The sequence below is a fragment of the Ignatzschineria sp. RMDPL8A genome, from assembly GCF_029815055.1.
Lineage (GTDB): Bacteria > Pseudomonadota > Gammaproteobacteria > Cardiobacteriales > Wohlfahrtiimonadaceae > CALZBJ01.
Map to the genome: position 1 here is coordinate 284,634 of NZ_JAPPWA010000002.1, position 22,283 is coordinate 306,916.

The following is a 22,283-nucleotide window of genomic DNA, read 5'->3' on the forward strand; positions in this document are numbered from 1 at the left end:
GAGCGCTCAGATAAATGGATTGCGGAGTGATTATTTTGATTGGGATTGACCGCTATTTTTAAGCAATTCTGCCATACCCGCAAGTGAGCCGACCATGCCAGAGGCTTCCATCGGCATCATAATAATCTTATCGTTTTTGCTCTCAGCGATGTTGCCAAATGCTTCAATGTATTTTTGCGCAACGAAGTAGTTGATCGCCTGCACATCCCCTTCGCGAATCGCTTGAGAGACCACATAGGTTGCTTTTGCTTCCGCTTCCGCTAAACGCTCGCGCGCTTCCGCTTCTAAGATCGCCGATTGTTTTTCCCCTTCCGCTTCTAAAATGCGCGATTGTTTCTCCCCTTCCGCTCTTAGGATCTGTGCTTCGCGAATTCCTTGCGCTTCTAAGATGGACGCACGTTTTTCACGCTCGGCTTTCATCTGTTTTGCCATGGAATCGACAAGGTCACGGGGTGGCGCGATATCTTTAATTTCGATACGGGTTACTTTAACGCCCCAAGGCGCCGTTGCGTGGTCCACTACCGATAGAAGTTTTGCGTTGATATCATCGCGTTTTGAGAGCAGTTCATCCAGATCCATTCCCCCCATTACGGTACGGATGTTGGTCATGGTGAGATTTAATACTGAGAGCGTTAAATCGGTGACCGCATAGGCCGCGCGCGCTGCATCGTTAATCTGGAAGAAGACCACACCGTCCACACGCACCATGGCGTTATCTTTGGTGATCACCTCTTGTGAGGGAACGTCCATCACCTGTTCCATCATGTTGATTTTTTTACCGATGCGCTCGAAGAAAGGCACGATAAATGAGATGCCCGGTGTGAGGGTCTGTTTATAGCGCCCAAAGCGCTCAACTGTATACTCTTGCCCTTGGGGAACCATTTTGATTCCAGAGCTGACAAAAATGACGATACCGACTAAAAGAATTAAGACAAACGACATGCGCGCCCCTTGTTTGGTTGTGATAAGCGTTAAAAAATTACGAATGAACGTAGGAATAGTATCTGATTTACCTAACTGATTATCTTAGCGTTAAATGAGTGAAAAATCTATCGATGAAACACGTGGATATAAAAAAAATCGCCCGATTATGAGCGATTTTTAAGCATTTGAATGGATGGGGAATAGAGATCCCATTTAGATCACACTAGGCGCTAAATGAGTTACCACAGCCACAAGTTGTCGTTGCGTTCGGGTTACGAATCACAAATTGCTCACCGGTTAAATCTTTTACATAATCGATCTCAGCGCCCGCTAAATATTGGAAGCTTAATGGATCGACGAGCAGGGTAACGCCCTGTTTAACAATCTCGGTATCGCCCTCTTCCACAACGTTTGCAAAGCGGAAACCGTATTGGAATCCAGAGCAACCGCCGCCTTGAATATAGACGCGAAGCATTAAGTTATCCACATCTTCTTCATCAATGAGGCTTTTCACTTTTAACGCCGCCGCATCGGTGAAGATGATCGGATCGTTCATTTCAGTACTCATATTATTTCTCCTTAAATAAATAATGCTCACTATCACAGAGTAGTATAGTCCCAATTTCGGGGTCTACGTTTAATTCTTTAATAGCAAGCATTATGGTGTTTTTAGATGAAAGCGGGAAAACTCGAGGCTCTATTTCTCAGCTTTCTCTTCTTTTTCCAATACAGCGATGTTGAGCTCTTTGAGCTGACGATCCCCAATTGCAGCAGGTGCGTCCGTTAAGAGACACGCGGCAGATTGTGTTTTAGGGAAGGCCATCACATCACGGATGGAGCTTGCGCCCGCCATCAGCATGATTAAACGGTCAAGACCGAATGCGATACCGCCGTGAGGAGGTGCTCCGTATTTAAGCGCATCGAGTAAGAAGCCAAATTTCTCTTCCGCTTCCTCTTTTGAGATGCCTAATAGCTCAAATACTTTCGCTTGCATGTCCGGTTTGTAGATACGAATCGATCCACCGCCAAGCTCGGTTCCGTTAAGCACCATGTCATACGCGTTAGCCAGTGAATTTTCAGGATCGGTCAATGATTCAATGCCGGTTTTGGGTGAGGTGAAGGGGTGATGAACCGCCACATAGCGTTTCTCATCTTCATCATACTCAAACATCGGGAAATCGATCACCCATAAAGGCGCCCACTGACAGGTTAACATATCGAGATCTTTACCGATTTTAACGCGAAGTGCGCCGATGGCATCATTGACAACGGTTGCTTTGTCCGCACCGAAGAAGATGATGTCGTTATCGTTTGCATTTACGGCGTCTAAAAGCGCGGTAAGGGTTGCATCGTCTAAGAATTTAACGATAGGCGATTGGAGGCCTTCACGACCCGCTTTCGCATCATTTACGCGAATGTAGGCAAGGCCTTTCGCACCGTAACGGCTAACAAACTCTGTATATTCGTCGATGTTTTTACGGGTGAATTTATCCGATGAATTTGGAATATTGAGCGCCACAACGCGGCCTTTTTCCATATTCGCAGCATCTTTAAAGACTTTAAATTCCGCTGATTTCATCAATTCAGTGACATCGGTAAATTCAAGCGGGATACGAAGATCAGGCTTATCTGACCCGAAACGGCCCATCGCTTCCGCGTAGGTCATTTGTGGGAATTCTGCGGTAAGCTCAACGCCGATCGATTCTTTAAAGATATGACGAATCATATTTTCAGCAATCTCACGGATCTCTTCGGCGCTTAAAAATGAGGTTTCCACGTCGAGCTGGGTAAATTCAGGCTGACGGTCAGCGCGTAAGTCTTCGTCACGGAAGCAACGAACGATCTGATAATAACGGTCAAAGCCGCTCATCATTAAGAGCTGTTTGAAGAGCTGAGGGCTTTGTGGCAACGCGAAAAATTCCCCTTGATGGGTTCTTGAAGGCACTACGTAGTCGCGGGCGCCTTCGGGCGTTGCTTTGGTTAAAAATGGAGTTTCGATATCTAAAAAACCCTTGTTTTCCATAAATTCACGGATTAAACGGGTCACTTTAGAGCGTAAAATCAGACGATTTTGCATCTTCGGGTTACGCAGATCGAGGTAGCGATATTTTAAGCGAACTTCTTCTGAGGTCGTGTCATCACCGAGTTGGAAGGGGAGCGCTTCGGCACGGTTTAAAATCTTACAGCGGTTGGCAACCACTTCGATTTTACCCGATACGATGTTTGGATTGATCATATCATCGGGGCGAAGTACCACTTCACCTTCGATTTGAACAACGCATTCATTACGGATCGTTTCAGCTTCAGCAAAGTCTGGGCTTTCAGGATTGATCACCACCTGAACGATGCCTTCACGGTCGCGCAGGTCAATAAAGATAACGCCACCATGGTCACGGCGACGATGAACCCAACCCGCGAGGGTTACGCTCTCTCCGACTAGTTCTTCACTAACTAATCCACAATAATGAGTTCGCATATTTACTAATTCCTTAAATCACTTTGTCTTTGTACATGTACGATTGATTCTATCTGAGGCCGCTAAAATGGGCTAATCAGATGAGGCAAGATTTTTCTTCGATCCGCTCTTAAAGTCGGTCTCATACCAGCCATCGCCTTTTAAACGAAAGGAGGCTGCCGAGATCAATTTTTTAAGGGCAGGTTTCTGACATTGAGGGCATTTCACTAACGGATCATCTGACATCTTTTGCAAAGCTTCAAGCTCATGATTGCACTCTTCACAACGATAAGCATAAATCGGCATAGCAATTACCTCTAATTTATCTAAATATTATTAAACGAAAGAGATAAATTATATGATATTTTTGGAAAAATTTCAGCTTATTGTCGGGAGGCGGTGGCGCAAAATTGAGCCTCACCGTATGATGATAGGGCATTTGATTTGATCTTAATCAATATATAAAATAATATAATGTTTTTAGAGGAGGATAAAATGGCTTGGATTCAAGGTCGTTTACGCGTGGATTTTGAGGGGTATGGTAGGGAGATTGCCTTTGATCATCGTCAGGGTGATCCGCAAAAACCGGCATTACTGTGGCTTAATGGCTATCGTTCCAATAAATCGGGCGAAAAGGTGGTGCACCTCAAAGCGTGGGCGGATGCGAATAATTACGAGATGCTCGCCTTTGATAATTCAGGGCTTGGTGAGAGCGGCGGTACTTTTCCAGAAGGGCGTTTAGGCCAGTGGCTTGAAGAGGCGTTTGAGGTGGTACAGATGATCGAGAACACTCGGCGTGAAGTGATCATTGTCGGCTCTTCGATGGGCGGTTGGATTACTCTATTGCTCGTCAATCTCTTGCGCGAGCGTAACAGCGATATTACCCCCGTTGGCCTTATGCTGATGGCGCCGGCGGTGGATTATACGGAAAACATTGTAATGACGCGGTTAAATGACGAGCAGAAAAACGATCTTGCAACGAAAGGCGTCGTGCGTTTGCCGTCGATCTATGAAGCTGATGGTTATCCCATTTATGCCGCTTACTTAGAAGAGGCGAAACAGCATCTCTATTTCCCCCTAAACATGCGGGTCGATCTACCGATGACGATTGTCCACGGTACCGATGATGCGGCGATTCCCTTTAGCTGGGGCGAAAAGCTTTACCGTGAATGTGGGCGAGAGGATAGCGTGCTCGTTCCGGTGGAAGGGGGCGATCATCGTCTCTCAAAACCTGAGAATTTAGTGGTGATGATCGATGAGCTCGAAGGACTCATTGCCCGAATTAACGGATAGTTTTTATTAAAAATTGTCTCAATGAGCGCTTAACGCTAAGCGCTTTTACATAACCATGATGGACGAGGATAAAACGTGATACTTGAATATTTGATCTTTTTGGGGCTTGGTTGTATCACCGGGGTGATCGCAGGGCTCTTAGGCGTTGGCGGTGGAACCATTGTGGTGCCGACCATGATCTACTTTTTAACCGCTTACGGCGCAGAGAGCGATCTCATTATGAAGATGGCGCTCGGCACCTCTTTTGCCACGATTGTGGTCACCAGTTTGTCGTCGGTGGTGGCGCACAATAAAAAGGGCTCGGTGATGTGGCGATTGGTCTTTTTTATGGGGATTGGTTCGGCGATTGGCGTTGGGCTTGGCGGCGCGATCGTCAGTAAACTTTCTAATACCACCCTTCAAGTAATCTTCTGTATCTTCCTTGCTTACACTATTACCAATATGATTTTTACCGCCTCAAAACCGGAAGCGGCGGAGCCTGCTCAATTGGGGCCAGGACCTTATACCGGTATGGGCGCGCTGATTGGATTTGTCGCAAGTTTTGTCGGGATTGGTGGTGGCGTCTTAACGGTACCCATTTTAAGTAAAGTGGGGCATAAAATGAAAAATGCCATCGGTTCATCGTCTGCTCTTGGGGCAATTTTAGCCTTCTTTGGCGCGCTTGCTGCGATCGCAAATGGTTGGGGAGAATCAAACTTACCGGATGGCTCTTTTGGCTATGTCTATCTCCCGGCATTTATTGGATTATCCCTCTCAAGCATCGTCTTTGCACCGCTTGGCGCGAAGCTGGTGTACATTTTACCGGTGAAGCGCATTCGCCAGATTTTTGCGATTTTTCTCACCATCATCCTTATTAACTTTCTCTATAAGATGTATACTGGTTAGCTCATAAATAGGTTGTTTAGAGCAAAAAAAGTAAAGGATAGAGTTAGTTAGTTTATGGCGAAAACATTTCTAGTAGTCGATGGGTCCAATTTTCTGTTTCGTGCATTTCATGCGTTGCCTCCGTTAAAAAGTCCAGATGGACGACCTACCGGCGCGATTCGTGGCGTGATTACGATGTTTAATCGTCTCTTAAATGAGTTCAATCCCGATTATTTGGCGGTGGTCTTTGACGCAAAAGGGAAAAGTTTCCGCAGCGATCTCTATCCCGATTATAAGGCGCACCGTCCGCCAATGCCTGATGATCTTCGCGAGCAGATTGCGCCACTCTATTCCATTATCGATATGCTCGGATATCCCCGTCTCATCATTGATGGAATTGAAGCGGATGATGTGATCGCGACCTTAGCCGTTCGCGCAAAATCCGAAGGGATTCGCACCATTATTGCCTCAAGCGATAAAGACTTAGCGCAACTGGTGGAAGATGGCATCATTACCATGTACGACGGCATGAAAAACGAGATGCTTGATCGAGAAACGGTCTTTGAAAAATATGGCGTTTATCCTGAACTTGTGCGCGACTATTTAAGTCTGATGGGCGATAAGGCCGATAATATTCCAGGGATTCCTGGTGTGGGCCCGAAAACGGCGGCAAAATGGCTTAATGAGCACGGCTCGCTTGATAATATTATTGCCAATGCGGAGAGTTTTAAAGGAAAAGTGGGTGAGCGTCTTCGTGAGAATTTAGATTTGCTGCCCCTTTCAAAAGAGCTTACAACGCTCTATCTTGAGGCCGATGTGGATCTTACCTTTGAGGATTTAAAGCCCAAAGATCGTGAAGTTCAGCGCCTAAAAGAGATCTATACCGAACTTGGATTTCGTCAGCTTTTAATGGAACTTGATAACGGCAATGATGGCGGGACCTTTGCTCCGCCGCCGCAACAGGGCACTCATCAAAATGAGGCGCTCGGGCAAGAGTGGGTTAAACCCCGTAAGCCGGACTTTCAATATTATCACCGTATCACCACCGAAAAAGCGCTCCACGAGTTAGTGGAACGTTGTCAAAATGTCTATCGCGTCGCGCTCGATACCGAAACCGATAGCCTCGATTCCATGCAGGCCAATCTCGTTGGAATTTCGATCGCCGTGGCAGCCGGGGAAGCGTTCTATATTCCCTTTAAACATGAAGGGCTCGAAACGGAATTAACGCCGGAAAAAGCGGTGGAGATTTTAACCCCAATGCTTGTGGATAACTCTGTGGAGAAGGTTGGGCAGAACATCAAATTTGATTGGCATGTCCTTGCGCGATATGGCGCTAAAATGGAGGGCATCAAAGATGATACGATGCTCGCGAGCTATATCTTAAACCCCACTAAAAATCGTCACAATATGGATGTGTTGGCGGATCTGTTTTTAGATCATAAAACCACTTCCTTTGAATCGATTGCAGGGAAGGGGAAATCCCAAAAAACCTTCGATGAGATCGATATCGAAACGGCGGAATTTTACGCCTGTGAAGATGCCGATATCACTCTTCAATTGCAGCATGCAATCGTGCCGCAATTAAAATCCTTTGAGAAACAATATAAACTCTACGAAGAGGTGGAAATCCCGCTTCTTCCCGTGCTTGCGAAGATGGAGCATCAAGGCATTTTAGTCGATGCGGAACATCTTAAAAATCTGCAAGTTGAGTTTGGCGAAAAGCTCGACGCACTTGAGGCAAAAGCCTTTGAGCTTGCCGGAGAAGAGTTTAATTTAGGCTCCTCAAAACAGGTGGGCGAAATCTTATTTGATAAGCTAGGGCTTCCGGTATTGCGTAAAACACCAGGCGGTAAACCGTCAACGAATGAAGCGGTCTTAAGTGAGCTTGCGCTCGATTATCCGCTCCCTAAATTGATCTTGGAGCATCGTGAATTTTCAAAACTGAGCTCGACCTATACCGATTCACTCATTGCGCAGATTAATCCCGATACGAAACGCATTCACACCTCGTTTAACCAAGCGTTAACAAGCACCGGTCGCCTCTCATCAAGTGAACCGAATCTGCAAAATATTCCAATTCGTACTGCGGAAGGCCGCCGCATTCGTGAAGCCTTTATTGCGCCGGATGGATTTAAATTGCTCTCGGCGGACTACTCGCAAATCGAGCTCCGTTTAATGGCACATTTCTCTGAAGATGAGACGCTCTTAAATGCATTCTTAAAAGGACATGACATTCATAGTTCGACCGCATCAGAGGTATTTAAAACCCCGCTCGATAAGGTAAGCAGTGATGAACGCCGGGCTGCAAAAGCGATCAACTTCGGGCTAATTTACGGCATGGGCGCGTTTGGTTTAGCCCGTCAACTTGGGATCTCTCGCGGGCAAGCGCAGGAATATATTAGCCTTTACTTTAGCCGTTATCCGGGCGTGTTGGCTTACATGGATCGCGCGAAAGAGCAGGCGAAAGATCAAGGTTATGTGGAAACGCTGTTAGGTCGTCGTCTCTATTTACCTGAAATTACCGGCAGTAATGGTGCCGCGAGAGCGGGAGCGGAACGGGTCGCGATCAATGCGCCGCTTCAAGGAACGGCCGCCGATATCATTAAACTTGCGATGCTCAGAGTCGATCAAACCTTAACGGATAATCCCAAGCTAAATGCCAATCTCTTACTTCAAGTACATGACGAATTGATCTTAGAGGTGAGCGATGGGGATTTACCGCGCGTAACTGAGCTGCTTGAGCGCGACATGACCAAAGTCTTTGAGCTTAAAGTGCCGCTTTTAGTGGATGTAGGTATCGGTAAGAACTGGGACAGCACTGCAAATTGATCTAGGTCTATAATTTTATAATATATGCTATTGAAAATAAACGCTCCGTTGCTATACTTTTTATGTCATTCATTATTTAACAAAGGATAGCAGAGTGGGCAATAGCGATAAGAGTAAGGTAGCCGCAATTTTATTATGTCTCTTTTTAGGCGGTTTAGGCATTCACCGATTTTATGTCGGTAAAATCGGCACTGGAATCTTAATGATTTTAACGCTGGGCGGTTTAGGCATCTGGGCGTTAATCGATTTAGTGATGATCATTGTGGGTAAATTTACCGATAAAGAAGGCCGATTACTCGCCGATTAATTCGATTCTTTAATTAAGTCTTTACTAAACCACTGTAGGGTAACTGCAGTGGTTTTTATTTTGCGTGAGGATTGTTAAATAGACGGCCCTCAAAGCTCTCAATTTCGCCGGTGAGTAGCCGTGTTTGCATAGTGTGACACCAGCTTGCTGAAAGGCCGGCACTTTGGAGAATTAAACGGGTGTTCGCTTCATTAAAAGGCTCATTAAATGCGATATCGATGTCGCGTTGGACGGAGAGACTACTATTGCGCGAAAGTCTTTCGAGCGGCGTATCGGGCGAAACCACCCCTTCAGAAATGACGCGATAGAGCCAGCCGCAAAAGCCGGTTTGTTGCATCTGTAGCGAAAGGTCATCAATTTTAAGATGGAAATTGAGTTTATAGCAGGGGGAGCGCGGTTGCGTTACCTGAATGATCGCATCGCCCCAGCGGTAGATATCGCCTATAAAGGTATTCGATTCAGTCATGCCGAGCGTGGAGATATTTTCCCCAAAACCGGGTGCGACAAAATAATCGGCAAGAGCGGGATAGGTCGTTTGCCAATAGGTGTAATGCTCGCGCGGATAGTGACACAGCGCTCGATCCGGTCCGCCATGGAAACGTTTTTCAGCCTGCTCATCGCCGACGAGCCCGAGTTTGGTAAGAAAGACCGGCGTTTGAAAGGCCTTTTTGGCAATTGCGCTTGGTTCTGCGCCGGCAAATGGCTGGATTTTTCCTAGATAACTCGTGACCGAAAAGGTAGAGGAATCAGAACAATTGGATAGATCAGGTAGATTGGACAGATTGGATACATTCGACATAAGGCCTCCGGAGATTTAGGATGGTTTGGAATTATTCAAATGACTCAGGGGTTTAGTGTAGCGCACAAAAAAGCGCTAAGCCAAAGACTTAACGCTTTTGAATACATTACTGCTTATTAACGCAATAATCACGGTTGATTAAAAGGGCTGATTAAAGCGTTTTAATCGCAGCGATCATATCGCTCACCACTTTTTGCGCATCGCCATAGACCATGTTGGTATTGTCGAGGTAGAAGAGGTGATTTTCAATGCCTGAGAAGCCGGCACCTTGTCCGCGTTTAACTACGAATACTTGTTTCGCTTGGTCTGCGTTTAAGATCGGCATGCCGTAAATCGGGCTTGATTTATCGGTACGGGCAACGGGGTTTACCACGTCGTTTGCACCAATCACAAGCACTGCATCGGTCTTCTCAAATTCCTCGTTAATTTCATCTAAGTCGAAGATGAGATCGTAAGGAATGCCTGCTTCCGCAAGGAGAACGTTCATATGGCCTGGCATACGCCCTGCAACCGGGTGAATCGCAAACTTCACATCGATATCACGATCTTGAAGAAGTTTAGTGAGTTCAGCAACTTTATGTTGCGCTTGCGCGACAGCTAAACCATAACCGGGAACGATAATCACGCTCTCAGCAAAGCTCATTGAGATTGCCGCATCAGAGGAATCCATCGGTTTCATCGAGCCTTCGATTTCGCTATTTTCAGATTGTTGCTCACCAAAGTTTGAAAAGAGCACGTTCGCAAGTGAGCGGTTCATCGCTTTCGCCATGAGCTGGGTGAGAAGCGTACCTGCCGCACCAACAACCGTACCGGCAATGATAAGACCGCCGTTATCGAGCGCAATCCCTTCAAACGCGACCGCTAAACCGGTTAATGCGTTAAATAGTGAGATCACTACTGGCATATCCGCGCCACCGATTGGAATCGTAATTAACACCCCAAACGCTAAGGTCATGATGAAAAAGAGCGCGATTAAACCGTAATTGGGCGTTGCGTCCCCTGCGATAATCAGGGTGAATACGAGCGCAAATCCAATGATAAATCCGTTAATGGCGTTACGATTTTTAAAACGAATGGTGCCTTTTAAACGGCCATCGAGTTTTGCCCAAGCGATGATTGATCCGGTAAATGAGATCGCCCCAATGAGCGCGCCCACCGCCGCAAGCCAGACAATGCTTGATGAATAACCAGCTGCTGTCGCATCAATTTGTAACAGGGCAATGGCACCGATTAAAGCAGCCGAACCGCCCCCAACGCCGTTGTAGATCGCAATCATTTGCGGCATATCGGTCATGGCCACTTTTTTCGCTGAACGAAGTGCCCAACCGCCGCCAAGCGCGATCGCAAGGATCATTAATAGATAATGTTTACTCACCGCGGGGTGGAAAATGGTGATGATGGTGGCAAAAAGCATCGCCATTCCCGCCCAATTGATGCCCGAACGAGCAGTGGAAGGATGGCTCATGCGTTTAAGCGCAAAAATAAAGGTAATCGCGGCAATAAAGTAGCCCGCTTCAACAATAAAACTCATCTCTTATTTCTCCTTGTTGCTTGGCTTAAACATCTCTAACATTCGGTCCGTTACCACGTAACCGCCCACTGCGTTTGCCGCACCAAACGCCACCGCGATAAACGCAAGCGTTGTTTGGAAAAAACCATCAGCGTGGCCAAGAGCAATCATGGCGCCGACTAAGACGATTCCGTGGATAAAGTTCGAGCCTGACATTAAGGGCGTGTGTAAAATTGCAGGGACGCGTGAGATGACCTCAAACCCTACAATCGCTGAAAGCATCACAATATAGAGTGCTGCAAATCCTGTAATCATTGATTGTCCTCCATTGCTTTGCGAATACGATCAGAGACGATTTGGCCGTCGTGGGTGATCATACATTCGCGGATAATCTCTTCATCATAATCGAGCTCAAGTTTGCCCTCATTAATGAATGGAGAGAGTAAATTAAAGATGTTTTGAGCGTACATTTCAGAGGCGTGCACAGCGCAGCGGGTCGGTACTAAAAGTGGCCCGGTGACGGTGACATCATTATGTACGATTGTTTCGCCTGGTTTTGTGAGGGCACAGTTTCCGCCGGTATCTGCGGCAAGGTCTACAATGACCGCGCCTTTCGGCATCGCTTCCACCATCTCTTGGGTAATAATTAACGGCGCACGGCGACCGGGAACGGCAGCAGTACTAATCACCACATGGGCTTTGGCAATGTGATCAAAGAGGGCTTGCGCTTGTTTTGCTTTCTCCTCTTCGGTCAGTTCACGAGCGTAACCGCCTTGACCTGAGGCATCAACGCCAGTTTCGATCAATTTAGCCCCTAAGGATTCCACTTGCTCTTTTGCGGCAGCGCGAATGTCGTACGCTTCCACTTGCGCCCCTAAACGGCGAGCGGTGGCGATTGCTTGTAATCCGGCAACGCCCGCACCAATCACTACAACGCGTGCAGGACGAATTGTTCCGGCAGCGGTGGTTAACATCGGGAAAAAGCGTGGTGCTAATGAAGCGCCAATCAGCGCGCCTTGGTAGCCGGTGATCGATGCTTGAGATGAGAGTACGTCCATGCTTTGCGCACGGGTAATACGGGGAATGAATTCTAATGCGATGGTGCTAATGCGAGCATTTTTGAAGGCTTCGATCGTCTCTAAATTACGATAGGGATCGAGCATACCGACGACTAAGCTATCGGGTTTAAATGAATTGATCTGCTCAAGCGTTGGGGGCTGAATGCAGAGAATAATGTCGCGATCTTTAAATTCAGGATCGGCAACGGTGACATTGTCATAACTGTCGCTTGGGAAATGGGCTTGATCGCCGGCACCGGTTTCGATGACAACCTCAAAGCCGAGGGCGCTAAATTTAGCGGCAATCTTTGGATCGAGCGCGACGCGCTTTTCACCATCATGTCCCTCTTTTAAAACAATAATACGATTACTCATAGGTATAAGGACTCCTTCAATAAACTAACGGCACCATCTTAGCATGCAAGCGCATGCTCGCGATGAAACTAATATCAATTTGAGTTGATTAGAACTTGATTAGTTTATCGCACGTTTGTCCTAGAATAAAAGAAGGAGAATTTGAATACAACCGGATTTCGATATTGACGCGGTTTTAAGGGTGAAAAATGTCAATTTTACGGGGAATTTATAATTTCTCAAAGCTTTGGGATTTCGTTATACTATGGTGCGCCTATATAAATAAATAGGTTGTCAGAATGGATATAAGGTTTAGGATTTTAGTGAGGGATTTTAGTGAATAAACGTAAGAGACGGACCTGGCTTAGCTTCTTCTATAAATACGCAAGCTATAAATACTATCTCCCACTTGTGACTAAAGTGGCCCCATGGGCCTTTGTGATCAGTGCGATGTTAGCCGTAGCGGGGCTTGTATCAGGATTGGCCATGGCGCCGCCGGATTATCAACAAGGCAATAGTTTCCGTATTTTCTATATTCACGTGCCTGCGGCAATTTTATCGACGGCCGTTTATGCAACGATGGCGATTTTAAGTGGGATCTATCTCATTTGGCGCATTAAACTCTTTGCCATCATTGCACGGTCTCTCGCGATTTTAGGCGCCGCCTTTACTCTTATTTCACTTGTCACCGGTGCGCTTTGGGGCGCGCCAACGTGGGGAACATGGTGGGTTTGGGATGTCAGATTAACCTCACAGCTCATCCTCTTTTTCCTCTATATGGGCTACATAGCCCTAGACCTTGCGATCGAAGAGCGCGAGCGCGCCGATAAAGCGATCTCGGTATTGGCCCTTGTGGGATTAATCAACGTTCCGATCGTGAAGTTTTCGATTTACTTTTCAACCAGTCTTCATCAAGGCAGTACCTTTTTCGCCAAAGGCGGTCCGAGCATCACCTCAAACATGCTCTATCCCGCACTTTATATGTTTGGCGCGTATCTCTTTTTTTCACTGGGGTATGTCTGCCTTAAGAGCGCAAATCTCATCAACAAAGAGCGCCTAATGAAGCACTATATGAGAGGATAGACCATGGAATTTGCGTTTAATTCATTTGCTGAATTTTTACAGATGGGGAAGCATGGACTTTATGTCTGGTTAAGTTACGGCTTTTTTGCATTGTGCCTCTTAGGGCTTATTGTGCCGTTAATCATCGAACGTAAACAGCTTAAAAAAGAACTCAAACAGGAAGGATTATAAAAATGACACCAAAACGTAAACAACGCTTAATGATTGTGGTCGGGATTGCGCTTATGTCGTTTGTCTCGGTAGGATTGATGGTATGGGCTTCGCGCGATAATTTAAGTCTCTACTATTCACCAGATGATGTGCAAGCCGGTGCAGCGCCGCTGCATAAAACCATTCGCGTTGGCGGGGTGGTTGATGAAGGCTCGCTCAATCGCGGTACGGAAACGCTTGCGGTTGATTTCACCGTATCGGTGGGGGACGCAACGCCGGTTAAAATTATTTATGATGGCATCTTGCCTGATCTTTTTAGAGAGGGGCAGGGCATTGTGGCGAAGGGAAAACTCCAAGATGACAACACCTTTATTGCCGATGAGATTTTAGCAAAACATGACGAAACCTATATGCCGCCTGAAGTGGCCGATGCGATTGAAAAATCATCTCACAGTTTAACTGAAAAATAACCCGCAACAGATAGGAAATCGTTATGCTTCCGATTGGTCAGCTCGCCCTGTACATTGCTCTGGGCGTCTCTATACTTCTCTTTATTATGCCGCTTGTGGGAATCTATTTTCGCAATCAGCGCCTCATCTACTCGGCGCGCCCCTTAGCGGTTTGGCTCTTTTTATTGGTGCTCCTGTCGTTCGTGGCCCTTGGCTATGCGTTTTGGATTAATGATTTTAGCTATCAATATGTGGCCAATAACTCCAATACAAAACTCCCCGGAATCTATCAATTAACGGCGATCTGGGGCGGGCACGAAGGCTCGATGCTCCTTTGGGTCTTTACCCTTGCGATCTGGATGCTTTTGGTAGTGATTTTCACCAAAAACATGCCAATTGAGCTCTCCTCAACGACGCTCGCGATTTTGGGGGGGATTACCGTTGGTTTCTTAGCCTTTTTGATCTTTACCTCAAGCCCTTTTGAGCGCAATCTCTTTGGCGCACTCTATAACGGACGTGACCTCAATCCGCTACTGCAAGACCCGGGATTAATCATTCACCCACCGCTTCTCTATTTAGGCTATGTGGGCTATGCCGTGCCGTTTGCCTTTGTTTGTGCCCTTTTAATGACCGGCCATATTGACCGGGTTTCCATTCGCTGGATTCGCCCATGGTCGCTCGGCGCGTGGCTCTTCTTAACGCTCGGGATCACGATCGGCAGCTGGTGGGCTTACTATGAACTTGGCTGGGGCGGCTGGTGGTTCTGGGATCCGGTTGAAAACGCGTCGCTCATTCCATGGATTTTAGGCGCGGCACTGTTACATGCGCTCGCTATGACGGAAAAACGTAAAGCCTTTACCCTCTGGTCAGTAATTGTGGCGATCTTAACGTTTTCCCTCAGTGTGCTCGGTACCTTCTTAGTTCGTTCAGGGATCTTAACCTCGGTTCACTCCTTTGCTTCAGACCCTGATCGCGGGCTTTTCATCTTGTTAATTCTCGCGATTATTACCCTTTTTGGTATGGTGCTCCTCCTCTTTAGAGCCTCAAAAATTCGCCAAGAATCCTCATTTGGATTGATCTCGAAAGAATCAGGTATTTTACTCAATAATATCTTCCTTGCGATCGCCTGTTTTGTGGTGGTGCTTGGAACGCTCTTCCCGCTTATTGTGGATATCTTAAAAGTGGGTAAAATCTCCGTTGGGGAGGGGTATTTTAATCAATACGCTGTGCCGCTTGCTTGCATGATTTTGTTTGCACTCGGGGTTGGCCCGCTTCTTCGCTTTAAGCAAGATTCTTTAAGCCGTATTAAAAAAGAGCTCATCATTATGGCGGTTGGCTCCATTGTTCTTGGCGTTGGCACCAGCTTTTTCTATGCAGGTCGCCTCGATCCGTGGGTGGTGATCGGATTAACCTTGAGCTTCTGGGTGGTCTTTGGGGTGATCTTTGAGATTCATCACAGTCGCCGTAAAGGGCAAAGTTTTGCCGGCGCAGTGGTCAATCAAAGTCTTTCACGCTGGGGCATGAATCTTGGGCATTTAGGACTGGTTGTCACTATCGTTGGCATCACGCTCACCTCGCACTACAGCATTGAGCAAGACCAATTGATGAAAGTGGGGCAACGGGTCGATATTCGTGAATATGGATTTGAATTAAAAGCGCTTGAAAAGCTGCAAGGTCCGAACTATATCGGCGATAAAGGCACCATTCAAGTCTATAAAAACGATAAACCGTTAATGATGATGTATCCCGAAAAACGCCTCTATACCGTGACCGGCTCACCGATGAGTGAGGTGGCACTGCGCGCGTCGCTGATTGATGATCTTTATGTGGCGATGGCGGAAGAGCGGGGCGCTGAGGTGTGGGCATTACGAATTTATGTGAAACCGTTTGTGCGCTGGATCTGGATTGGGGGCGGAATTATGGCGTTTGCAGCCATGTTATCGATCTTTGATCGCCGTTATCGCGCACGTCGCAGTTTGGCACAAAATGATTAGGAGAATAAGATGATTCGAGCAGTAATTGCCGGCATTGTCGTTGTGACGCTCGGCTTTATGATCTTCCTCTTTACCGGGCTCGGGAACGATCCGACAAAACTTGAAGCGCAGATTATCGGCAACAAATTGCCGGCGTTTAGTGCGGATCAATTAAAAGCGCCGGGTGAGGTGAAAACCATCATTACCGACAGTGATTTTAAAGGTCCTGCCCTCATTAACGTCTGGGCGACCTGGTGTCCGACCTGTAAAGCGGAGCATGAAGCGCTTAACGAGCTCTCAAACCGCGGGGTTAAAATCTACGGCATCGATTATCAAGATGATCCGGTGAAAGCGGATAAATGGTTGCGCGATTTAGGCAATCCTTATCTTTTAACCATTGAAGATCGCAAAGGGCGAATCGGCTTTGACTTTGGTGTCTACGCCGCGCCTGAAACCTACTTTATTGATGCCGATGGCATTGTCACCTATCGTCATACCGGCGAAGTGAGTTTAGAGAATTGGGAATCCACGCTCAAAGCGTATTACGGTAAATCGTGGGCAGAGGTTCAAGCCATAGGAGCGGAAAAATGATTCGTTTAATAAAGATGATGAAGACGCTCTCACTCATTTTGGTGGCGATGCTGACATTGAATGTGGCAAGCGCTGCGATTAACGTCTATGAGTTTGACAATGAGGTCGATCAGCGCCGTTTCCAGTCGCTCATTAGTGAGCTTCGTTGCCCGACCTGTCAAAACCAAAGCATTGCGGAATCGAATGCGCTCTCGGCACAAACCATGAAAGATTTGACCTACGAGCTCATTGTTGATGGGCGTTCGGATGCGGAGATTGTGGGCTTTATGGTGGAGCGCTACGGCGATTTTGCCACCTATAATCCCCCCGTGAAACCGGTCACTTGGGTGCTCTGGTTTGGCCCGGTGGTGATTTTATTGTTAATTTTAGGGTATGTACTCTTTATTCGTCGCCCAAAAGAGACGAAAGTACCGAGCGGTAGCGAGCTCTCTGCCGATGAAACCGCCCGCCTGAACGAGATATTACAAAAAGACGAGACATTATGATTCTTACCACAGTTTTACTGATTTTAATTACGCTCGGGGTGATTTTCTATTCACTCTTTTTCAAGCGTTCCTTTAAAAAAGTGCGTCTTAAAGAGGTGTACCGCGAGAAATATCACAGCGATACCGAAGCGCTTGAACGCTCTCTTAACGCCGGGAAACTGACGGAAGCGGAATATGAGCATCAAAAAACCGAGCTTGCCCGAGACCTTTTAGCCGTTTCTCGCGAGGATCGTCAATTTTCGATGCCAACGCTTGCGCTCTTTGTACTGCTTGGCGCGTTTGTTACCGGTTTAACGGCCACCTACTTTTGGAAGACCGATTACGCGGAAGCGGAAAAGACCTTCGATCTTGAGCGAGACCACTATCTGCCAATTGTTGAGGCGTGGTTAGCTGAGATGGATCTTGAGGCACTGCGTAATGGGGCAACGCCCGCTGATTTCCCGCCACCAGAGGATTTGATCTCAAGTGAAGAGGGTTATCGCGGAGCATTTCGTGTGCTCAATTATTTAAGTACCAAAGATGAGCATCAGGATGCCAAACTCCTCTACGTGCTCGCAAGTTTTTACTTGGGTTATGCGCAATATGAGAAGGGCTTTTTAGATACGGTATACGATATTTATGTCGATCTCTACAGCGTTGAGAAAGAGCCGAGTTTCTTCTTGCAATCCTCGCTCGTTCGCCTGCAATATCTTCGTGGTAATGAGGAATTAACCCCGCGGATTGAAGGGCTATTTGATACGCTTGCCACCAATTATCCCGATGAAGAGGCGTTCCTACTTGATTATGTCGATGTGCTGCAAAAACATAATAAAGCGGAAAAAGCCAATGCCTATCTGCGCCATTTCTATTATCGCGCGGCGTTAGCACCCAATATCGCGTTAACGGCGGAAGAAGAGCCCTTTATTGCAGAGCTCACTGCGTGGGCCGATCGCTTAAATATTGAGTGGCTTCGTAATCGTCATTTAACGGACGAAATGCCCTATCCCGATAATTTCATGCAGCTCTTAACGAGCAATCCTGACAGTGCTAAACGCGTTGTCCAAGTCTTTAATGCCTCCGTTGAGAATGACGATCCAAAGCGTCTTTATGTGCTGCTTGATCTCTTCTTAAAACGCAATGAGTTTTTCCTTTTGCCCCCGGTGCTCGAAGCGCTTGAATCGATCGAACCTGAGAATTATCACATCGATCGCGTCTACTTAAATCTTGAGTTTTCCATGGCCTACCTTTTAGGTGATGCGGCAAAAGGGCGCTTAACCCCCGAGCTTGTGAATCGTTTTAATGCGCTGGTGCGTAATTATCCTGACGATGTGACGCAATTTTTTGAATATGGCCTTATTTTAGGCAATAACGGACTTTACGATGGGGCGATTACGCAACTTGAAAGTTTCAAAGAGGGGATTTTAGATCCCAATGCGAAATCCGCAACTGAGAGCGTGATTCGTGATTTTAGAGCGCGTAAAGTAAGTGAAGCGAATGCGTTAAATGAGGCGAAAGAGGAGAGTGCGGTGGCTGAATCGGGCTATCGTGTTGAGCTCTCGCTTGCGCCAAACTTTAATGTGGATGCGGTCAATCCCAATGGCATTTTATTTGTCTATCTGCGGCCTGAAGGCAGTGCGGGCGGTCCGCCTCTTGCGGCAAAACGGATTCCTCTACGAGAGATTCAATCGTGGCCATTGACGGTGACGATTGGTGAAAATGATCGCTTAATGGGCGGTGGCAAACCTTTTGCTGAGATGAAGGGTATTGCAGTATCGGCGCGCATTAGCCAAACCGGCGACCCGGTCGCAGGGGCGGGCGATTATGAAACTGGGATCGTGGTGATTCGCGGAGATCAAGAAGATTCGCTGTCGCTCATTTTAGATCGCATGGTGGAGTGAAAAAGCATGGAGAACGCGCTCCTTCGCATTGAGGATTTTACCGTCCAGCGCAATTATCAGCCGGTGTTTGAGCCTTATGGATTTACCCTTAGCGCCGGCGAATCGCTCTACCTTAAAGGGGCGAATGGTGCGGGGAAAACCACCTCGCTCCGCGTCCTTGCGGGGATTAGTCAGCAATATCGCGGGAAGATTTTCCTCAATGCGATTGAGCGCCGTGAACTTCTGCATCACTATCCGCGTTCGATCATCTACGTTGGCCATGCGTTAAGCCTCAATTATGATCTTTCCGCGCGGGAAAATCTGGCCTCGATCTTAGCGATTCGTGGGCAAACTTTGAGTGAAAAAGAGTGTAACGAGGTGTTTGAAACGCTCAATATTCCGCAACATGATCGGCCGATTCGCTATCTCTCTGCAGGGCAAAAACGCCGTGTTGCGCTCTCGAGACTTTGGTTTGAAGAGCGTCCCATCTGGATTTTGGACGAACCCTTTACCGCGCTCGATGTGGGCTCCATTGAACTGCTTGAAGCGAAAATGGCAGCGCATATTGAGACGGGCGGGATGATTATTTTCACCTCACACCAAGCGCCGAGTGATTGCGTGTTTACTAAAACCCTAACGGTGGAGGCGAAAACACGATGAAGACCTTTTTAGCGATTATTCGGCGGGATCTTAAAATCGGAATGCGCCAGCGCTCTGAGCTGATGATGCCGATTATGTTTTTCCTCATTATTGTGAGCCTTTTTCCCCTTGGTTTAGGGATTGAGGAGCAGGATCTAATTAAAGCATCCGCGCCAGCCATTTTATGGGTGGCAGCGTTACTCGCGACGATGCTGACGATGGATCGTCTCTTTAAAAATGATTATGATGATGGCTCGCTTGAGCAATTTATCATTAGCGGGGCACCGCTCTATCCGCTTGTGTTAGGGAAAATTGTGGCGCACTGGATGTTAACGGCATTGCCACTTGTGTTTTTCTCGCCCATTTTGGGGGTGATGCTCTATTTTAGTTTTAGCGATGCGCTTAAAATTGCAGGGGTGCTCCTGCTTGGAACGCCGCTCCTTAGCCTAATTGGTGCGATGTGTGTGGGCATTGTGGTGGGGCTTCGTCAAGCGGGATTGCTACTTAGCATCATTATTTTACCGCTCTATATTCCGCTCCTAATTTTAGGGGTGCACATCGTTTCGGTCTTAGTGGCTGGCCACGAGATTAGCAGTTTTATTCTAATTTTAATCGCGGCGAATTTAATGGCGCTTGCGATCTGCCCGCTTGTGGCGGCGATTACGGTGAAAATGAGCGTCGAAGCGTAGCTTTTACTGCGTTATCTCAATGAAAACCTAAGATTCTTTTGCAAGACTTAGGTTTTTTTATGCGCGGAATTTGGTGCGTCATTACATTTTTTAATCTCACTTTATTTGACAACATGGTTGTCAAGTTTTAAACTACGTCATTGTTATTCTATAGGATTCATGACTAGGTAAATGTGAAAGAAATTAGTAAAAAAGAGCAGTTAGAGCAGGTAGTCTCCGGCGTTTTTGCCGCATCGATCAAGTTAAATCGGATCGCAGAAGAGCTCCTCAATAACAGTCAGTACAACATTGGTTGCACGGCACTATCGGTGATGGTGTCGATTCGTCGTTCTGAAAATCATATTACAGTGCCACAAATTGCGGAAAAATATCTGATTTCTCGCCAAGCGGTGCAACGGCAGGTAACGCAGTTAATGGAGGAAGGGCTGATTGAAAAGTGTGAAAACCCGAATCATAAGCGTTCCTCTTTTTATGTGCTGACGGAAAAAGGTGAAATGACGCTCGATGCGATTTTTATGGACGTATTTGACCCATGGATGAACGGGCTGGTGAAAAAGTATGATCATATTGATTTGAGTGGCGTATTAACTGTTTTGAATGAAGTGACCCATTTTTAGAATAAAAACCCAAATTAAGAGATAGGATTGGTATGAAAAAAAGAGTTAAATCGATACAGAGTCTTCTCGCATTATCGGTAGCAGCGCTTGTATTGACAGGCTGTTTTAGTGGCGAGAAAAAGGAAGAAGCCGGCATGCAGATTCCGAGCGTGGTAGTGGAGCAAGTTGAAAAACGCAACATTACTGTTGAGTCGGAACTGCCGGGGCGAACGATTGCATCGGTGATGGCGGAAGTGCGCCCTCAGGTTGGCGGCATTATCTTGACGCAAAATTTCGAAGAGGGATCGAGCGTTGAGGAGGGGCAGACACTCTATCAGATCGATTCGGCGATCTATGAAGCAAATCTCCGTCAAGCAAGAGCGGGGCTTGAGCGTGCCAAAGCGGCGCAATATGCGGCAAAAATGCGGGCAGAGCGGATGAACTCGCTTCGTAGCAGTGGCTCAAAAGCGGTAAGTGCGCAGGATGTTGATGATGCAAACGCAGCACTCGCTCAAGCCAATGCCGAAGTCTATGGTGCTGAAGCGCAAGTGAAAAATGCTGAGATCAACGTCAACTACAGTAAAATGCTCGCACCGATTAGCGGAAAAATTGGTAAATCTAACTTTACCCAAGGGGCGCTCGTTTCACCAGGGCAACAGCTTGAGATGGCGGTGATTCAGCAGCTCAATCCGATGCGCGTTGATATTGCCTATTCAGCGGCGGAGTACTCCGACCTTCAACGTAAAATTAAATCGGGCGTTTATAAAAGCCAGACCCGTATCGATCAACATGGGAAAGAGGTGAAATATCATCCCGTTCGCATTTTCTTAGAAGATGGCTCGCTCTATCCTGAGACCGGCTACATTCGCTTTGAAGACCCGACCGTTGATTTAACCACTGGTTCAATTCTCCTTCAGGCAGAATTTAATAATGATGAAGGTGCACTCCTTCCGGGAATGTTTGTTAAAACCGTGGTTGAGCAGGGGATTGAGATTGGTGCAGTAACCGTACCTCAACGCATTTTGACGCAAGATTTATCCGGCAAAAGTAAGGTAATTATTGCGCGTAAAGCAGATGCAGAAGAGCGAGCGATGATGAAAGAGCAGATGGGCGCGGATGTTGAGTGGGTTGCGCAAGAGCGTTCGGTGGTGATCTCTCGCTCACACAGTACTGATTGGGTATTGGCCTCGGGCTTAGAAGAGGGCGAATTTGTGGTAACGCGCGGCTTCCAGCTCATTCAAATGGCGCTTCAACGTTCGCCAAGCCCCATTATTCCAGTAGAAGTACTCACCGAAGATGTCTACACCAAAGCGATACTGGAAGGTACAGGGAAATAATCGATTCACCGATGAATCGCAGGCAACACAAAAGGATATTAT

At 47.0% G+C, this 22,283-nt stretch carries 23 protein-coding genes; 15 read left to right on the forward strand and 8 right to left on the reverse strand.

Annotated features, from left to right (window positions below):
• Positions 1-30: 30 nt before the first annotated feature.
• The 4 genes from OXI21_RS02800 to OXI21_RS02815 all read right to left on the reverse strand — a co-directional run bounded on the left by OXI21_RS02800 (position 31) and on the right by OXI21_RS02815 (position 3,685).
• Complete coding sequence (locus tag OXI21_RS02800) at positions 31-942, reverse strand: SPFH/Band 7/PHB domain protein (protein WP_279618041.1); 912 nt, start codon at positions 940-942, stop codon at positions 31-33.
• A gap of 205 nt (positions 943-1,147) precedes the next feature.
• Entirely contained in the window at positions 1,148-1,492 is a 345-nt protein-coding gene (erpA, locus tag OXI21_RS02805) for an iron-sulfur cluster insertion protein ErpA (protein ID WP_279618042.1), read from the reverse strand.
• A gap of 129 nt (positions 1,493-1,621) precedes the next feature.
• On the reverse strand, positions 1,622-3,400 hold the full coding sequence (gene aspS, locus OXI21_RS02810) for an aspartate--tRNA ligase (protein WP_279618043.1): 1,779 nt from the start codon (positions 3,398-3,400) through the stop codon (positions 1,622-1,624).
• Between the two features lie 72 nt (positions 3,401-3,472).
• Positions 3,473-3,685, reverse strand: coding sequence for an FmdB family zinc ribbon protein (locus tag OXI21_RS02815; protein WP_279618044.1), 213 nt, complete (start codon positions 3,683-3,685; stop codon positions 3,473-3,475).
• 189 nt (positions 3,686-3,874) lie between these two features.
• Here OXI21_RS02815 and OXI21_RS02820 point away from each other — a divergent pair, with 189 nt between their 5' ends.
• The 4 genes from OXI21_RS02820 (at position 3,875) to OXI21_RS02835 (ending at position 8,672) form a co-directional block, all read left to right on the forward strand.
• Positions 3,875-4,672, forward strand: a complete 798-nt coding sequence (locus OXI21_RS02820) for an alpha/beta hydrolase (protein WP_279618045.1) — start codon at positions 3,875-3,877, stop codon at positions 4,670-4,672.
• A 75-nt stretch (positions 4,673-4,747) separates the two neighbouring features.
• Positions 4,748-5,557: a sulfite exporter TauE/SafE family protein gene (locus OXI21_RS02825; RefSeq protein WP_279618046.1), complete on the forward strand. Its 810-nt coding sequence runs from the start codon at positions 4,748-4,750 to the stop codon at positions 5,555-5,557.
• Between the two features lie 54 nt (positions 5,558-5,611).
• Positions 5,612-8,365 carry a DNA polymerase I gene (gene polA / locus OXI21_RS02830; protein WP_279618047.1) on the forward strand — a complete coding sequence of 918 codons (2,754 nt, stop codon included), beginning with the start codon at positions 5,612-5,614 and terminating at the stop codon, positions 8,363-8,365.
• Between the two features lie 94 nt (positions 8,366-8,459).
• Entirely contained in the window at positions 8,460-8,672 is a 213-nt protein-coding gene (locus OXI21_RS02835; protein ID WP_279618048.1) for a TM2 domain-containing protein, read from the forward strand.
• Positions 8,673-8,727: 55 nt separating this feature from the next.
• Here OXI21_RS02835 and yiiM read toward each other — a convergent pair whose 3' ends face one another.
• From yiiM to OXI21_RS02855, 4 genes are all read right to left on the reverse strand, one after another.
• On the reverse strand, positions 8,728-9,471 hold the full coding sequence (yiiM, locus tag OXI21_RS02840; protein ID WP_279618049.1) for a 6-hydroxyaminopurine reductase: 744 nt from the start codon (positions 9,469-9,471) through the stop codon (positions 8,728-8,730).
• A 151-nt stretch (positions 9,472-9,622) separates the two neighbouring features.
• Positions 9,623-11,002, reverse strand: a complete 1,380-nt coding sequence (locus OXI21_RS02845) for an NAD(P)(+) transhydrogenase (Re/Si-specific) subunit beta (RefSeq protein WP_279618050.1) — start codon at positions 11,000-11,002, stop codon at positions 9,623-9,625.
• Positions 11,003-11,005: 3 nt separating this feature from the next.
• Positions 11,006-11,296, reverse strand: a complete 291-nt coding sequence (locus OXI21_RS02850; RefSeq protein ID WP_279618051.1) for an NAD(P) transhydrogenase subunit alpha — start codon at positions 11,294-11,296, stop codon at positions 11,006-11,008.
• Complete coding sequence (locus OXI21_RS02855; RefSeq protein WP_279618052.1) at positions 11,293-12,414, reverse strand: NAD(P) transhydrogenase subunit alpha; 1,122 nt, start codon at positions 12,412-12,414, stop codon at positions 11,293-11,295. Before OXI21_RS02855 ends, OXI21_RS02850 begins: the two co-directional genes overlap by 4 nt.
• Before the next feature lie 315 nt (positions 12,415-12,729).
• Here OXI21_RS02855 and ccmC point away from each other — a divergent pair, with 315 nt between their 5' ends.
• From ccmC to OXI21_RS02910, 11 genes are all read left to right on the forward strand, one after another.
• Positions 12,730-13,476 carry a heme ABC transporter permease CcmC gene (gene ccmC, locus OXI21_RS02860; protein WP_279618053.1) on the forward strand — a complete coding sequence of 249 codons (747 nt, stop codon included), beginning with the start codon at positions 12,730-12,732 and terminating at the stop codon, positions 13,474-13,476.
• 3 nt (positions 13,477-13,479) lie between these two features.
• Positions 13,480-13,647, forward strand: coding sequence for a heme exporter protein CcmD (gene ccmD / locus OXI21_RS02865; RefSeq protein WP_279618054.1), 168 nt, complete (start codon positions 13,480-13,482; stop codon positions 13,645-13,647).
• Positions 13,648-13,649: 2 nt separating this feature from the next.
• On the forward strand, positions 13,650-14,096 hold the full coding sequence (gene ccmE / locus OXI21_RS02870) for a cytochrome c maturation protein CcmE (protein WP_279618055.1): 447 nt from the start codon (positions 13,650-13,652) through the stop codon (positions 14,094-14,096).
• Between the two features lie 23 nt (positions 14,097-14,119).
• The gene (locus OXI21_RS02875) at positions 14,120-16,069 is read left to right on the forward strand and encodes a heme lyase CcmF/NrfE family subunit (protein ID WP_279618056.1); all 1,950 of its coding nucleotides are present in this window, start codon (positions 14,120-14,122) and stop codon (positions 16,067-16,069) included.
• A gap of 9 nt (positions 16,070-16,078) precedes the next feature.
• Positions 16,079-16,639 carry a DsbE family thiol:disulfide interchange protein gene (locus tag OXI21_RS02880; RefSeq protein WP_279618057.1) on the forward strand — a complete coding sequence of 187 codons (561 nt, stop codon included), beginning with the start codon at positions 16,079-16,081 and terminating at the stop codon, positions 16,637-16,639.
• Positions 16,636-17,124 (forward strand): cytochrome c-type biogenesis protein CcmH, encoded by a 489-nt coding sequence (locus OXI21_RS02885; RefSeq protein ID WP_279618058.1) that lies wholly within the window; start codon positions 16,636-16,638, stop codon positions 17,122-17,124. Before OXI21_RS02880 ends, OXI21_RS02885 begins: the two co-directional genes overlap by 4 nt.
• On the forward strand, positions 17,121-19,001 hold the full coding sequence (ccmI, locus tag OXI21_RS02890) for a c-type cytochrome biogenesis protein CcmI (RefSeq protein ID WP_279618059.1): 1,881 nt from the start codon (positions 17,121-17,123) through the stop codon (positions 18,999-19,001). Before OXI21_RS02885 ends, ccmI begins: the two co-directional genes overlap by 4 nt.
• Before the next feature lie 6 nt (positions 19,002-19,007).
• Complete coding sequence (ccmA, locus tag OXI21_RS02895) at positions 19,008-19,640, forward strand: heme ABC exporter ATP-binding protein CcmA (RefSeq protein WP_279618060.1); 633 nt, start codon at positions 19,008-19,010, stop codon at positions 19,638-19,640.
• Positions 19,637-20,308, forward strand: coding sequence for a heme exporter protein CcmB (gene ccmB / locus OXI21_RS02900; RefSeq protein ID WP_279618061.1), 672 nt, complete (start codon positions 19,637-19,639; stop codon positions 20,306-20,308). Before ccmA ends, ccmB begins: the two co-directional genes overlap by 4 nt.
• A 173-nt stretch (positions 20,309-20,481) precedes the next feature.
• The gene (locus OXI21_RS02905) at positions 20,482-20,925 is read left to right on the forward strand and encodes a MarR family winged helix-turn-helix transcriptional regulator (RefSeq protein ID WP_279618062.1); all 444 of its coding nucleotides are present in this window, start codon (positions 20,482-20,484) and stop codon (positions 20,923-20,925) included.
• Between the two features lie 32 nt (positions 20,926-20,957).
• The gene (locus tag OXI21_RS02910; protein WP_279618063.1) at positions 20,958-22,241 is read left to right on the forward strand and encodes an efflux RND transporter periplasmic adaptor subunit; all 1,284 of its coding nucleotides are present in this window, start codon (positions 20,958-20,960) and stop codon (positions 22,239-22,241) included.
• The last annotated feature ends 42 nt before the right edge of the window (positions 22,242-22,283 follow it).

Bases quoted from the DNA above. Each gene is read 5' to 3' on its own strand.
- OXI21_RS02800 (WP_279618041.1), bottom strand. From the start codon at position 942: ATGTCGTTTGTCTTAATTCTTTTAGTCGGTATCGTCATTTTTGTCAGC.
- erpA (WP_279618042.1), bottom strand. From the start codon at position 1,492: ATGAGTACTGAAATGAACGATCCGATCATCTTCACCGATGCGGCGGCG.
- aspS (WP_279618043.1), bottom strand. From the start codon at position 3,400: ATGCGAACTCATTATTGTGGATTAGTTAGTGAAGAACTAGTCGGAGAG.
- OXI21_RS02815 (WP_279618044.1), bottom strand. From the start codon at position 3,685: ATGCCGATTTATGCTTATCGTTGTGAAGAGTGCAATCATGAGCTTGAA.
- OXI21_RS02820 (WP_279618045.1), top strand. From the start codon at position 3,875: ATGGCTTGGATTCAAGGTCGTTTACGCGTGGATTTTGAGGGGTATGGT.
- polA (WP_279618047.1), top strand. From the start codon at position 5,612: ATGGCGAAAACATTTCTAGTAGTCGATGGGTCCAATTTTCTGTTTCGT.
- yiiM (WP_279618049.1), bottom strand. From the start codon at position 9,471: ATGTCGAATGTATCCAATCTGTCCAATCTACCTGATCTATCCAATTGT.
- OXI21_RS02845 (WP_279618050.1), bottom strand. From the start codon at position 11,002: ATGAGTTTTATTGTTGAAGCGGGCTACTTTATTGCCGCGATTACCTTT.
- OXI21_RS02850 (WP_279618051.1), bottom strand. From the start codon at position 11,296: ATGATTACAGGATTTGCAGCACTCTATATTGTGATGCTTTCAGCGATT.
- OXI21_RS02855 (WP_279618052.1), bottom strand. From the start codon at position 12,414: ATGAGTAATCGTATTATTGTTTTAAAAGAGGGACATGATGGTGAAAAG.
- ccmD (WP_279618054.1), top strand. From the start codon at position 13,480: ATGGAATTTGCGTTTAATTCATTTGCTGAATTTTTACAGATGGGGAAG.
- ccmE (WP_279618055.1), top strand. From the start codon at position 13,650: ATGACACCAAAACGTAAACAACGCTTAATGATTGTGGTCGGGATTGCG.
- OXI21_RS02875 (WP_279618056.1), top strand. From the start codon at position 14,120: ATGCTTCCGATTGGTCAGCTCGCCCTGTACATTGCTCTGGGCGTCTCT.
- OXI21_RS02880 (WP_279618057.1), top strand. From the start codon at position 16,079: ATGATTCGAGCAGTAATTGCCGGCATTGTCGTTGTGACGCTCGGCTTT.
- OXI21_RS02885 (WP_279618058.1), top strand. From the start codon at position 16,636: ATGATTCGTTTAATAAAGATGATGAAGACGCTCTCACTCATTTTGGTG.
- ccmI (WP_279618059.1), top strand. From the start codon at position 17,121: ATGATTCTTACCACAGTTTTACTGATTTTAATTACGCTCGGGGTGATT.
- ccmA (WP_279618060.1), top strand. From the start codon at position 19,008: ATGGAGAACGCGCTCCTTCGCATTGAGGATTTTACCGTCCAGCGCAAT.
- ccmB (WP_279618061.1), top strand. From the start codon at position 19,637: ATGAAGACCTTTTTAGCGATTATTCGGCGGGATCTTAAAATCGGAATG.
- OXI21_RS02910 (WP_279618063.1), top strand. From the start codon at position 20,958: ATGAAAAAAAGAGTTAAATCGATACAGAGTCTTCTCGCATTATCGGTA.